Below are 14,426 nucleotides of genomic sequence, written 5' to 3' on the forward strand. Positions count from 1 at the left end.
GGATTTTAAATTTTTAAACCACTTATTAACTAAAATGTGGGCGATTTTATTGTTCTGATACGCCTCTTTTTGTAATCTTCTTTATAAATGCAGAATTCCCACATAAAAGACACTTCATGTGCGCCGCCTGAGTTGATACCCAGCTTTGAAACGGTGAAATCAAAACTGTAGCCCAGCTGGTAATTTTGCTGTTTGAATCCAAGCAGGACTATCACAGCATCGGGATTTTCAAAATTATGCCTGAACCACAATCCCCCAATGAAAGGATAAGCCTTTCCATACATACCCACATTGAGTTGATGGAATTTATCCTGTTGCTGATAGAGAATATTGGGGGAAATGGTAAATTCATCATTTTCCCCTGAACCAAAACGTAATGATGACAGGTTGAATTCTGTTCCGGCGTGCACCGTAATCTTCATGGGAAGAGTACTGGTAGATTGGATATGCAGCCCGTTATCGGGTTCATTCAGGTGATGTACGGCAATACCGCCAAAAACCTTATCCTGGTATCCTGCGACAAGGCCGGCTGAAAAGTCAATATAAGATTTGTTTTTATTCCAGTCAGCCTCTGACTCCTGTGTGGGATTTGTCGTTGCACCGGTATTGGGATCGATCATATCACCAAAGATGTACTTGTTCCAATCCATCTTTATTTGGCCATATGTGCCCTGAGCGCCGAAGTCCACATTAAATGAGTTGCTGACTCTTAATTTGTAGGAATACAATGCGCTTATCAACATGGTCGATAGTGCTCCATCGCCCTGCCGGTCGCCCATGAACACCAATCCATAGCCGCTGTTTATTTTCTCAAGATATTGGTCGTAAGCCGCGTCATAAGTGACATATCCTTTGGAAATGGAAGGCCATTGATTCCGGTAATTCAGCGTGAGCCGGCCACAAAAGGTGGTGCCTGCAAAAGCCGGATTTAAATATAATGGATTTGCATAAAACTGTGAAAACTCAGGGTCCTGCGCAGATGACTGAAAGCCTGGGAATAACAGACACAAAACCACAATTACGTACAGCAGTTTTTTCGCCATGAACACCTTTTTCAAGAATGAAGCAACAATATTACGAAAAATATTAAATACTTCATCGTTTTTTTTATACCAGCAATATAATCTTTTGTATAACGTTAAAATTGCAAAATTATGTTTATCTCTGATATTTTAAACTTTTTTATTCTGAAAATGTTACACTATTCATACAGAACAATTTTGAACATTTTCGGTGCAATGGGCTGAAGTTTCTTTGTCCGGAAGCAACTTTTTTTACCTTGAAACGGTCTTATGAATACCCTGTTCCGCCGAAATGATTAATTTTGCCGCTGTGAAAATCACCGATAAGTTACGAATGAAGGTCAGATTCCCGATAATTCTTTTATTGTTTTTACAGGCTTTCATCTGCAGCAAAGCACAGGATGCTGAAAGCAGAACAACCATCCTGTGGAAAGATATTTTTTCGTACAGGTTTTCTGACCTGGATTCTGTTCCGGTACTTATGTTTGAAGGTGCGAATTATTTTGAAGAAACAGGGACGCTGCCGGTATATTTTAAAAGAGTGCCCCTTGAAAAAGCCGGGTCAGACTATAAAGTTTTACTGAAGAATCTGATTTTTGAGGATCTGCCGTTAACAGATCCATCTTTATGGCCGGAACTCGCCAACCTTAAGGATTCCATCTCCGTTAACACGACTGTGAGTTATGAACGCAGGAAACCTTTTCTGACATTTTCCTTTGTTCCGATCCGTAAAAATGGTTTACTCGGGAATTATGAGAAGCTTGTTTCATTCACAGTCGAAATAATTCCTTCACCCGGCCAGGAAAATGGCTCAGATGTCCGGTCGGTGAGAAGCTATGTTCAGGCTTCAGTGCTTACATCAGGCAACTGGTACCGGATGGCTGTACAAAATACAGGTATCCATATCATTAATTATCAGCAGCTTTCGGCTATGGGTATAAATCCGGCAGCGATTGATCCGCGAAACATACGGATTTATGGCAATGGTGGCGGTATGCTTCCCGAAAATACCAGTGTAGCCCGAAATGACGATCTTGCAGAGAATGCCATACAGGTCGTGGGCGAAGAGGATGGCCACTTTGACGAGGGTGATTATATCCTCTTTTATGGCGAGTCGCCTGTGTCGTGGACATATAATTCGCTGAAACAACAATTCGAACACGCCAATCATTTATACTCCGATAGAAACTATTATTTTCTTACAGCCGATCTTGGCCCCGGCAAGCGCATATCTCCTGAAGAGAGTACCACGTCACAGGTTACTGACCAGGTGAGCTCGTTCAATGATTTTGCAGCGCATGAGCTGGATCAGGTAAATCTCATTAAATCGGGCCGGCAGTGGTTTGGAGAGCTTTTCGATATGGTCACCGAATATACATTACCTTTTGAATTTCCCAATATAGATCAAAATTCCACTGTTTACCTGAAAGCGGGATTAGTCGCCCGATCCACGTCAACCAGCAGCTTTACGGTCACTGCTGACGGACATGTGGTAACGACAAGTGTGGCTTCCATATCCACACAATATAACAGCCAATATGCCAGAAAGGCTGTGGCTGTGAATGAGTTTCTGCCTTCGGGGGCTGGTCTGAATGTCAGGATCCGTTATAACAAGTCCACATCTTCTTCTATCGGATGGCTTGATTTTATTGAACTAAATGTCCGCCGCCATTTGATCATGTCCGGTGATCAGATGCCGTTCCGTGATGCTCAGTCGATCGGGAACGGAAAAATATCGGAATTCACTGTTGGTAATGCATCAGGTGATGTTAAAATATGGGATGTCACCGATCCTGTGAATACCCGTCTGGTGGATGCCACACTGTCAGGAGGCAATCTGATTTTCAGGCTGGCGACCGATACGCTCAGGGAATTCATCGCTTTTAACGGAAAATCTTTTTATAGTCCGGAATTTATTGAGACTGTTGTTAACCAGAACCTGCACGGGCTGGGTCAAACCGACCTGGTCATTGTTTCACACCCTCTGTTTCTGGAGCAGGCCAGAGCATTGGGACAGCATCATGCTGACCTCGATGGTTTGAGGTTTATTGTAGTCACACCACAGGAAATTTATAATGAATTTTCATCCGGCGCACAGGATATATCAGCCATACGCGATTTTATCAAAATGTTTTATGACAGGTCCCCGTCAGGGAATGAACCCAGATATCTGCTGCTGTTTGGTGACGGTTCCTATGACAATATGAACAGAATGCCGTCGAACACGAATTTTATTCCGACCTACCAGTCAGATGAATCCCTTCACCCGGTGTTGTCGTATGTCACAGATGATTATTATGGATTCCTTGATTATGGAGAAGGCACAAATGAGGCAGATATGCTGGATATCGGAGTAGGCAGGTTGCCTGTCGCCTCTGTGGAAGAAGCACAGGCTGCCATTGATAAGATCTTTCATTACAGCATCCCCTCTGAAGAAGTGATGGGTGACTGGCGAAATAATGTTTGTTTCATTGCCGACGATGAAGACAGCAACATACATTTCATCCAGGCTGAAGGTATGGCCAATTATGTTGACACTGCTTATCCTGATTATAACGTGAATAAAATCTATCTCGATTCCTATAAGCAGGTCTCCACACCGGGAGGGGAGCGGTATCCGGATGTCAACCAAGCCATCAATGACCAGGTTGAACAAGGCACATTAATAATCAATTATACTGGGCATGGCGGTGAAGTGGGCTGGGCTCACGAACGTATTCTTGAAATCTCCGATATCAATAACTGGAGGAATTTCGACAATATGCCGGTTTTTGTCACTGCAACCTGTGAATTCAGCCGCTTTGACGACCCCGGCAGAGTGTCGGCAGGGGAGTATGTGTTTCTTAATCCCCATGGTGGTGGCCTGGCTCTCTTCTCAACATCGAGAGCTACGTTTGGCAGCCCCAACTATAACCTGAACAAAAGTTTTTATACTTATGCCTTTGATAAAATTGACGGCCACTTTCCGACAATGGGCGATATTATCAGGCTGTCGAAACGGGAAAGCGGTTCTGATAACAACGGGCGTAAATTTGTCCTCTTGGGCGATCCTGCCCAGCGCCTTGCCTACCCGCGTGAGAATGTCATCACATCCACCGTCAATTACCGTGACGTGAACTCCGAACCAGATACCCTTAACGCATTGTCGGAAGTCATCATCACTGGTATGATTACAGATGATATGGGCAGAATGATATCCGACTTTAATGGTACTATTCATACCACGGTGTTTGATAAGCCTCTTGTTATCAGTACACTGGCAAACGACGGTGACCAACCCCGCACATTCGAAATCCGCAAAAGCCTCCTGTATAAAGGCAAAACAACAGTCACTGATGGCGTGTTCAGCTTAAACTTTATCGTACCCAAGGACATAGCCTATAAGTATGGCTATGGGAAGATCAGTTATTATGCTGAAAATGGGATAACCGACGCCAACGGATACAATGACAATATCATCATCGGCGGATTTAATAAAGATGCCTCTCTTGACCAGATGGGACCGGAAATCCATTTGTATATGAATGATACAAATTTCCTTGACGGTGGTATGACCAATGAAAATCCAGTTCTGCTTGCCATCGTGAGCGATGAGAGTGGCATCAATACTGTTGGCAATGGCATCGGTCACGATATCACAGCCATACTCGATGATAAAAGCGAAGATATTAAAGTACTCAACGATTTTTATGAATCGGACCTTAACACGTATAAGAGTGGAAGCGTGCGCTATCCATTTTTTGGTTTGAGCGAAGGCCCTCATCAGATAAAATTCAAGATATGGGATGCCTTTAATAATTCATCGGAAGAAACGATCAATTTTGTGGTCAGAGGGTCAGATAGCTTTACGATCGGTGACATGATAAATTATCCCAATCCGTTCAGGGATTATACAAATTTCAGCTTTGAACATAATAGTGCCGATCAGATCCTGGATATTACCATCGACATATTCTCTATTACCGGGCAACGTGTTAAATCGATCAGAAGTTCGGGTTATGCCGAGGGCTACAGGATAGCTCCCATACGGTGGGATGGCACTGACGACAATGGTTTCCGGCTCAGAGCGGGTATCTATTTGTACCGTGCCGGAATCCGCTCAAATTATGGTGAATATGCTGAGAAATCAGCAAAGTTAGTTATCTACAGGTAGTCGGAAATGATGTTTTCAGGTGATTTTAAAAAGAAGAGGGGAAGCCTTTTGAAAATAGTGCATTCATATCGCCTGTGTTTCCTTATATGTCTTGTTTTACCCTTTCCGGGTTTTGGAGGTCAGGAAGGGAAACACCTTTATGCTGACCAGTCGGTATTGGAATTTGGTGACTGGTACAAATTCAAAGTAGACAAGACAGGGATCTATAAGGTGACATATCAGGATTTGGTGGGTATTGGTCTGGACCCAACCACCATTGATCCCAGAAAACTGCGGCTATATGGTAATCCGGCCGGCATGCTTGCAGAATCGAACTTTGACGCCGGCATGGATGACCTGTCTGAAATGGCTATTTATGTCCAGGGTGAAGAGGATGGGCATTTCGACACGGATGACTATATCCTGTTTTACGGGCAGTCGTCAACAGTATGGTCTTTTAATCCTTTCAGGGCTAAATTTGAACATACCAATCACCTGTATGATGATTACACATATTACTTTTTAACTGTTACTCCTTCCGGTGACAATGGCAGACGGCTCAGCACTGTCACTTCGACTTCGGCTACACCTACGGATACAGTTGTCAGTTACAATGATTTTGCCTGCTATGACCCCGACCTCACCAACCTTATCAAATCGGGCAAGGAATGGTACGGGAAGAAATACAGCCCTATAGATAACTCGGAAACCGTATCATTTGATTTTCCGGATATTGACACGTCAGCTTTGGTCTACATGCGGCTTAATGTGGCTGCCAAGTCAACGACATCCAGCACCTTTACGGTCAACTATGGAAATACCGCTGTCATCACAGCATCTGTCAGCGGGATTTCTCCCACTTCGACAACTGTTTATGCCCGAAAAACCATTACTGCGGAATATTTCCAAGTCACAGGCCCTGCGCTGGATTTCAAGATCATATATGATCCACCGACGACCACCTCACTGGGATGGCTGAATTATCTGGAAATTAATGTGACCAGGCATCTTCTGTTTCCCGGGGGGCAGGTGTCGTTTCGTGATATCAACTCCATGGGCAGGGATAAAATTGCTGAATTTATTATGTCCTCTGCAAATGAACAGGTTACTGTATGGGAGGTATCCAATCCGCTTGATGTACGTGCTGTTGCAGCTGAGTTGACAGGCACACAGCTCCGGTTCCGGATGGCGACAGATACTTTAAGGCACTTCATTGCTTTTGACAAAACATCGTTCTACAGTCCGGTTTTTGTTGAAAAGGTCATTAACCAGAATCTTCATGGTATTGAGCCTATTGACATGGTCATTGTCAGTCACCCGCTGTTTCTTGATCAGGCCTTTCACCTGGCCGACCTGCACAATGAGAAGGATGGACTGACGGTAGCAGTGGTGACGCCGCAGCAGATCTATAATGAGTTTTCGTCCGGATCGCAGGATATTGCTGCTATCAGGAATTTCATGAGAATGCTTTATAAAAGGGCTGATTCTGCAAATAGACCACGATACCTTCTCCTGGTTGGTGATGGCACATATGATCCCAAAGACCGCGTTACCAGCAATACCAACTTTATCCCGACATTTCAGTCGAGAGAATCACTTCTTTTGACTTCGTCCTTTGTTTCCGATGATTTTTTCGGTCTCTTTGACCCGGATGAAGGGAATGATGGCATGGGAGGTCTTGATATTGGCATCGGACGTCTGCCGGTGACATCTGAAGCTGAGGCAGAAATTTTTGTGGGGAAAATTGAGCATTACCTCAGCACTTCTCAAAATGTTCTTGGCAACTGGCGCAATAATATTTGTTATGTTGCCGATGATGAAGATAATAACCTCCATTTCAAGCAGGCTGAGGAGTTATCTGAATACATCAGGGCAAACAACAAAACCATAAACATTGACAAGATCTACTTTGATGCCTTTAAACAGATATCCACTCCGGCGGGCCAACGCTATCCGGATGCTAAAAAGGCCCTGAACAAACGTGTTGAAGATGGCGTGCTGATCTTGAATTATACCGGGCATGGAGGTGAGGAAGGATGGTCAGATGAAAAGGTGTTGGAGATGACAGATATCAATTCATGGACGAATTTCGACAGACTGCCTCTGTTTGTCACCGCCACTTGTGAATTCAGCAGGTTTGATGACCCGGGCCGGACATCGGCAGGAGAACAGGTTTTCCTTAACCCCAATGGAGGCGGCATCGCTTTGATCACCACCACCAGACTCGCTTTTGCCCAATCCAACTTTTTAATGAATAAGCGTTTCTATGAACATGTCTTTGAAAAAAGTAACGGACAGTACTGGCGAATTGGCGACCTCATAAGATTGTCGAAGAATCCGCCCAACGATAATATCCGGAATATCGTCCTCCTGGGAGATCCTGCTCTGCAATTGGCATATCCGCGTTATTCCGTTATAACCACTTCATTCAACAATTCTCCTGCCGATGGGGCGCCCGACACAGTGAGAGCTCTGAGCACCGTGGCAGTCAGGGGTGCTGTCGTAGATGATCAGGGCAACATCGATATGGCTTTCGGCGGTACTCTATTCCCATTAGTATATGATAAGCCCGGTGTAGTCAATACCCTGGGCAACGATCCCAAGAGCTTCCCGGCACCTTTCTACGTTCAGAAAAATATCCTTTATAAAGGCCAGGTTAGTATCATAAATGGTGAATTTTCTTTTTCTTTCATGCTGCCAAAAGATATTTCCTATAGCTATGGAAATGGTAAAATAAGTTACTATGCCCGGAATGCCGGTATGGATGCTTCAGGCTACTATGACAATTTTATTATAGGCGATATTGACCAGGAGGTGGTACCTGATATGGAAAGCCCTGTCATCAGGTTATTTATGAATGATACAAATTTCCGGTCCGGTGATGTCATTAACGAGAATCCCCTGTTGCTTGCCTATCTTACAGACGATTGCGGCATAAATGCAAACGGTATCGGCATCGGGCATGAAATCATAGGTTATCTCGACGGACATTCAGACGAAGCCATCACACTGAATGACTATTTCGAGCCAGGTCTCGATACATATCAAAGTGGCATAGTGAGGTATTATTTTCATGACCTGGCCGAAGGGCCTCATACCTTAACAGTGAAAGCATGGGACCTTCAGAATAATTCATCCACTGTGACTATTGATTTTATGGTTTCACTTACTATTGACGTAGCCATATCTCATGTGATGAATTACCCAAATCCGGTGACCAGTGGCACTTCATTCCAATTTGACCATAACCAGTTCAATGCCCAATTGCAAGTGGAGATCAGAATTTTTGATATGTTGGGCAACCTGATGACAACCATTGGCCCGCAAATGATCATCTCTGAAGGTTATCATGCCGAACCAATTTACTGGGACGGGACTGGAAATAATGGCTCTCCTTTCAGCCGTGGTATTTATATCTATCAGGTCATCGTTGATAATAATAAATTATCAAAACAAACGTTATCCGGTAAACTTATCATTTTTAACTGATATAATATCTTTGATCAGCAATAAGTTTTTTAAAAAGGCGTTCAGAAGTAATAATAATTTCATATCTTTGCAGACTCAAAAATTGATAAACTCTATGCAGATAATATCGCTGAAAATCAGGCTGGTGGTTTTTTCAGGTTTTTTATTCCTAACCTCTGTAATAAGTGCTCAGAATAGTGACAAACCAAATTATCTAGGTCAACTGAATACCATTACCACGGCTGTGCCATTTCTCATGATAGCTTCGGATGCCAGGGCGGGAGGCATGGGCGATGTGGGTGTGTCATCAACTCCGGATGCCAATTCCATGCATTGGAATCCGGCAAAATATGCGTTCATTGATAAGGATATGGGTTTTTCTGTCTCTTACAGTCCCTGGCTGCGGGCTCTCGTCAGCGATATAAACCTGGCTTACCTGGCCGGATTTAAAAGACTTGACGATCGGCAGACTCTGGCCATGTCGCTGCTGTATTTCTCTCTTGGCGATATTACATTTACCGATATACAGGGTGAGATCATCGGCAATTACAAACCCAATGAATTTTCTATTGATGCCACTTATTCCCGTAAACTGGGGCCCAAATGGTCGGGTGCTGTTTCGGCGCGTTATATTCATTCCAACCTTACACAGGGACAATATGTTGCCGGTGCTGCCACACACCCAGGTAACTCTGTCGCTACTGACGTTGCCTTTTATTATACCACACCTTTGGAAAGCAGAAACCTCTCTGGCGGATCGTTTAACATCGGAGCAAATATCTCCAATATCGGCGCTAAAATCTCTTATAGCGATGATAATACGGAAAAAGACTTCATACCTACCAACCTTCGCATCGGGCCATCGATAACATTAGACATTGATGAATTTAACTCTCTGTCGTTCATGGTCGATGTGAACAAGCTACTTGTTCCAACGCCGCCAATATACGATACGGTTGACGGGGAATCTGTGATCGTTGCAGGGGAAAATCCCGATATAGGTATTGTCAAAGCAATATACCAGTCGTTTTATGATGCTCCCGGCGGTTTTAATGAGGAAATGCGCGAGTTCAGCTTCTCTATTGGAACAGAATACTGGTACGACAAGCAATTTGGCGTGAGAGGCGGATATTTCTGGGAAGATAAGACAAAAGGCAACCGCAAGTTCTTCACGCTTGGCGCCAGCCTCAGATATAACGTCTTCGGACTGGATTTCTCCTATCTTATACCTACCGACCAAAAGAATCCACTCGAAAATACGCTGCGGTTCACGCTGACATTTAACTTTGATGCCGTAGTAAATCGAGATACCCAAAATCTTAATTGATGAAAATCAGGGTCGGATTTGGCTTTGATGTTCATCCACTCGAGTCCGGCAAGACTTTTGTCCTTGGCGGCGTCATTATCCCTTATACGAAGGGTTCTGTGGGTCACAGCGATGCCGATGTCCTTATCCACGCCATCTGTGATGCCCTACTCGGCGCTGCCGGCCTGAGAGATATCGGCTATCATTTTCCTGATAAATCGTTGGAATTTAAAAATATTGACAGCACAATACTCCTTGGCAGGGTAAAAGACATGCTTACTGAAAAAGGGTATGCCATCGGCAATATTGATGCTACCGTCTGCTTGCAGGAACCGAAAATTTCTTCTTTTATTCCGGAAATGAGAAAAGTTCTTGCAGGAGTGTTGGGGATGAGTGAGGAAGACATTTCGATTAAGGCGACAACAACAGAAAAGCTGGGCTATGTTGGCCGGGGTGAAGGGATATCAGCCTATGCTGTGGCATTAATTCAGTCTGTTCCCCGATAGATGCAGACTATGCCCGAAAGTACATGGTACTACTTGACAGTTCTTTTAAAATAAAAAGATCACCTGCTGAAGAATTTATCATTGAAGTTCACCAGGTACACCTTTTCCTTTGCCCGTGTAAGCGCTGTATACAACCATCTCATGAACTCCACATTAATCATCTCATCTCTCACATACCCCTGGTCAATGAACACGGTGTTCCATTGTCCTCCCTGTGTCTTATGGCAGGTCAGGGCATAGGCAAATTTGACTTGCAGGGCATTATAATATGGGTTGTTTTTCACCTGTTCCACACGCGAGCTTCTTTTCTCCATGTCGGCATAATCCTCCATGACAATACTGAAAAAGCGGCGGTTATCGTCGCTGCTGAGTGAGGGTGATTCACTGGTCAGTGTGTCGAGGAGAATCCTTGTATCAAACTCCTTCTCGTCAGGGTAATCGAGCATCCTGACCAACACATCGGCGAAGCGGAATTCATACATTTCGTAAATCCTTCTGATGCGCATGATCTCGATGATATCGCCATTGGCAATAAATCCGGCATGGGAATCAGGTGGCAGCCAGAAGTAACTGTTCTTCACCACCATGAGCAGGTCACCTGCTGTGATTTCACTATCCTGGTAGAGAATCCTGCGGCGTATTTCCTGGTTATACATGTTGGCTCTTTTATTGGAGCGGCAGATGACCACAACATCGCTCCATCCGTGTGTGGAATAAGCTTTGTTCAGCAGGTCTTCGAAGTCCACGCCATTAATTTCCACCACATCATCAAAGGAAGAAACTGAAAAAAATGGCGGAGTGGCTGCTGTGGTTTTAATTTTCTTACGGAGCAGTGTAGCATTATACAATATCCCGGAGTCATGGGCTTGCCGGACCACCTCGGTGAGTTCATGCAGTTCGATGGTTATGTGGTAGGCATTTTTCAGGTATGCGGTATCGAGTGCCGGGCTGATGGAAAGCCCGACCGGAGGCAGTTGTGCCGTATCGCCGATGAGCAGGAGCTTACAGTTCCTGCCCTGGCTCACATAGGAGAACAGATCGTCAAGCACGTTGCGCTGCGAAAACAGGCTGAAATCGTTCGGATTATCATTCTGTATCATGGATGCTTCGTCGACGATGAAAAGAGTGTTTGAATGGGTATTCTGTGCCAGTGTCATGATGATGCTGCCATCGCTGGCCACGCGCGGCTGATAGATCTTTTTGTGGATCGTAAAGGCCTGATGACCGGAATAGGCCGCCAGAACTTTGGCAGCACGACCGGTGGGGGCCAGAAGCACAGATTGCTTTCCCAGCAGCGATAACATCTGCACTAGCGCACTGACGACAGTCGTTTTTCCCGTACCTGCATAACCTTTGAGAATAAATAGAGAGGGCTTTTCAAAATCTATCAGAAATTGCGAAAGTTTCAGGATAAACTTCTTCTGGCCCTCAGTGGGATTGTAAGGGAATTGCCGGAGAAGTAATCTTTCGATGTCGGATATGTTCATATTAATAAGAGGTCATCAGAATGCCATCGTCAAATCGTCAAATCGCCAAATTGACAATTGGCAATTAAAACGGATATCCTATCGCAAAATTCCACACCAAATGAGCGACGTTTTTATTATTGAATATCCAGCGGTCACCGGCTGTGTGCGACGGATCAAGGACAGGGGAGGCTACATCAAGCCGGAAGATGAAAAAGTCGAAGTCGAAGCGGAAGCCGATGCCGGCATCCACGGCCATCTGACTCAGAAACTCGTCCAATTTGAATTGTCCGCTGGGAAATGCCTCGCTGGCATGGAGCTGCCAGATATTGCCGGCATCGGCAAATAATGCACCGTGAAAGAACGAATAGACAGGGAAACGGAATTCAATGTTGCCCATCAGTTTGATATCTCCCATGCGGTCAATATCTTTCAGTGTGTCACTGTAAAATGAACCCGGACCCAGCCGCATGAACTGCCACCCCCGCTGATCATTTGCACCGCCACCAAAGAATGCCCTTTCGAAAGGTAAAGCCTCGGAATTGCCAAAGGGTATGCCTAGCCCCATATACCCTCTCATAACGAGGATGTTGTCCTGATTTAAATAGTGATAATATCGCAGGTCGATATTTCCTTTGAGATATTGTGAAAAGGGAATACGCAGAATAGTATATTTGCCATTCTCATTTTTTGAAGCACCCGTTAATCTATTTATAGTATATAGCAGGTTCCCACCCGATTCACCGCTGACATCAAGATAAATAAAATCAACAGTTGTTTTGATTTTCTGGCTGCTGAAAATATAGTTGTAGCGCATGTCCATGATCAGGTGGTCGGTATATTGCTCGATCAGTCGCAGGTCATGTGTCTTGTGGAGATCGCTGTAGAAGGTTGAGTCAAAAGCTTTGATTTTCACCGAACTGATCTCAACAGGATAAAACGAATGCCGGTTGTTGATCTGTGGTTCCCAGTTATAACCAAATGAAAGGTTCAGAAGGGTGCGTTCATATTTAGGCCAGAACTCAAAGCCATATCCGGTGATGATGGATGTGCGGGGTTTAAAATATTTCGGAAACCTTTCCTGACTGATGGGGATAAGAAACCGGGGAAACTGGAGGCTGAACTCAATACCTGTTTCAAATGTGTTGAAGATACCCAGTTTTTTCGTGCTGCTGCCAGCTGTTTTCTGGATTTCTGCCGAGCCCCGCAGTTTTATGCGGAATACCTCTGCACCCCGAAAGATATTTTTATTTTGGAATGTGAAACTCCCTGCCACACCGGGATTACCGGCTGAGTTGGTGACGTCGGTTTCGACAGAAAAGGCGTTGACCGGCGACCGCAAAATATTTATCCGGCAGTTGAGCAGGCCAAAATCCTTACCGGGGGTGTTCCCTGTGGTATTCAGCTCATCAAAGTTTATGGTGGCCAGGCGCGTCACAGGCAACCGCGACAACTGGGTGTTGGTCTCGGTCTGATCTTTAAAATTGTAAATATCCCCTTTTTTAAATAAGATCGACTGAGTAAAAACCCTGGGTCTTATCTTGAAATCGCCATAGTGGATGAAGAAATAACCGCTGAGGGTATCGTTGTGATCAGGCTTTGTTATTATAAATTCCATCGTATCGCGACGGACGCTGTCGGGAAACGGGGTGTTAAATTCCGGATTGATATAGATATTGTTGATGATAAAGCGTTTGTGTTTCAGCTCGAGGACCGAATCGGGATATTCGGGTGAACGGTAACGGATATTCTGAATATATGCGGTGATATCTATTGAATGGGCATTCAGGCTGGTATCCAGCTCATAAGTGATATAATCTGTGATGAAGTTATAATACCCCTGGTTTTTAAGATTCCTGGTAATACGGCTGCGCTCTTCATCCAGGGTGTAGACGTTGAAAACATCACCCGGTTTGACCAGCGTATTACCCATCTCCGTATAGACAAATTTCTTCAGGGTGTCATCGGGTATGCTCCATGTGATATTAAGCAATATATAAGGAGCGCCGGTGTTGATGACATATTTTACATGGGCTTTCTTTTTCCTGTAAGTATTCTCAGAGCTGACCTTAGAGTTAAAATAACCAATATTATTCAGGTAAGCTTTCATATCGCGGCAGGAGTTTTCAGTCATGCGGTTTTCGAGCATCACCGGTGGTTTGCCGAATTTATTTTTTATCCACGTTTTAAATTTTGTCTGCGTGCCTTTGCCTGCCTTAGCGTATATCCATTGGCTGTAATAAAGTCTCAGGAATCCTTTGTTGGGCTTCTGCTGGATGAAATTTTCCAGCTCACCGGCATCCACATCTTTATGATCTGTTTTAAGCGATGTCTTATTCAGGAGGTACCCCGGTTCAGTCAGCCAGTGCGAAGAGCTACATCCGGCAAGGAACAGGATACAAACAAAGAGGAGGAGATATGTGAGCCTGGTGAAATCTTTCAATGCCCGACGGAATTATGTCAGTGTACAAATGTAAAAATAAAAAGGGAAAAAGAGGGATGACATCTCCGATTTGGAGATGTCAG

The 14,426-nt window shown here is 44.5% G+C and carries 7 protein-coding genes; 4 read left to right on the forward strand and 3 right to left on the reverse strand.

Translation table 11 applies throughout. The features are described from left to right. Window positions 1-29: 29 nt before the first annotated feature. Window positions 30-1,043 (reverse strand): type IX secretion system membrane protein PorP/SprF, encoded by a 1,014-nt coding sequence (locus tag NT175_01715; protein ID MCX6233430.1) that lies wholly within the window; start codon window positions 1,041-1,043, stop codon window positions 30-32. Between the two features lie 271 nt (window positions 1,044-1,314). Here NT175_01715 and porU (NT175_01720) point away from each other — a divergent pair, with 271 nt between their 5' ends. From porU (NT175_01720) to ispF, 4 genes are all read left to right on the forward strand, one after another. After that, on the forward strand, window positions 1,315-5,175 hold the full coding sequence (porU, locus tag NT175_01720) for a type IX secretion system sortase PorU (GenBank protein MCX6233431.1): 3,861 nt from the start codon (window positions 1,315-1,317) through the stop codon (window positions 5,173-5,175). 6 nt (window positions 5,176-5,181) lie between these two features. Beyond that, window positions 5,182-8,643 carry a type IX secretion system sortase PorU gene (gene porU / locus NT175_01725; GenBank protein MCX6233432.1) on the forward strand — a complete coding sequence of 1,154 codons (3,462 nt, stop codon included), beginning with the start codon at window positions 5,182-5,184 and terminating at the stop codon, window positions 8,641-8,643. A gap of 94 nt (window positions 8,644-8,737) precedes the next feature. Then, the gene (gene porV / locus NT175_01730; GenBank protein ID MCX6233433.1) at window positions 8,738-9,949 is read left to right on the forward strand and encodes a type IX secretion system outer membrane channel protein PorV; all 1,212 of its coding nucleotides are present in this window, start codon (window positions 8,738-8,740) and stop codon (window positions 9,947-9,949) included. After that, window positions 9,949-10,434: a 2-C-methyl-D-erythritol 2,4-cyclodiphosphate synthase gene (gene ispF, locus NT175_01735; GenBank protein ID MCX6233434.1), complete on the forward strand. Its 486-nt coding sequence runs from the start codon at window positions 9,949-9,951 to the stop codon at window positions 10,432-10,434. The genes porV and ispF overlap by 1 nt, the downstream gene beginning before the upstream one ends. A 59-nt stretch (window positions 10,435-10,493) precedes the next feature. Here ispF and NT175_01740 read toward each other — a convergent pair whose 3' ends face one another. Then, window positions 10,494-11,921 (reverse strand): AAA family ATPase, encoded by a 1,428-nt coding sequence (locus NT175_01740; protein MCX6233435.1) that lies wholly within the window; start codon window positions 11,919-11,921, stop codon window positions 10,494-10,496. Window positions 11,922-11,985: 64 nt separating this feature from the next. Beyond that, the gene (locus tag NT175_01745; GenBank protein MCX6233436.1) at window positions 11,986-14,343 is read right to left on the reverse strand and encodes a BamA/TamA family outer membrane protein; all 2,358 of its coding nucleotides are present in this window, start codon (window positions 14,341-14,343) and stop codon (window positions 11,986-11,988) included. Window positions 14,344-14,426 lie beyond the last annotated feature (83 nt).

The sequence above is a fragment of the Bacteroidota bacterium genome, assembly GCA_026391695.1.
GTDB lineage: Bacteria > Bacteroidota > Bacteroidia > Bacteroidales > JAGONC01 > JAPLDP01.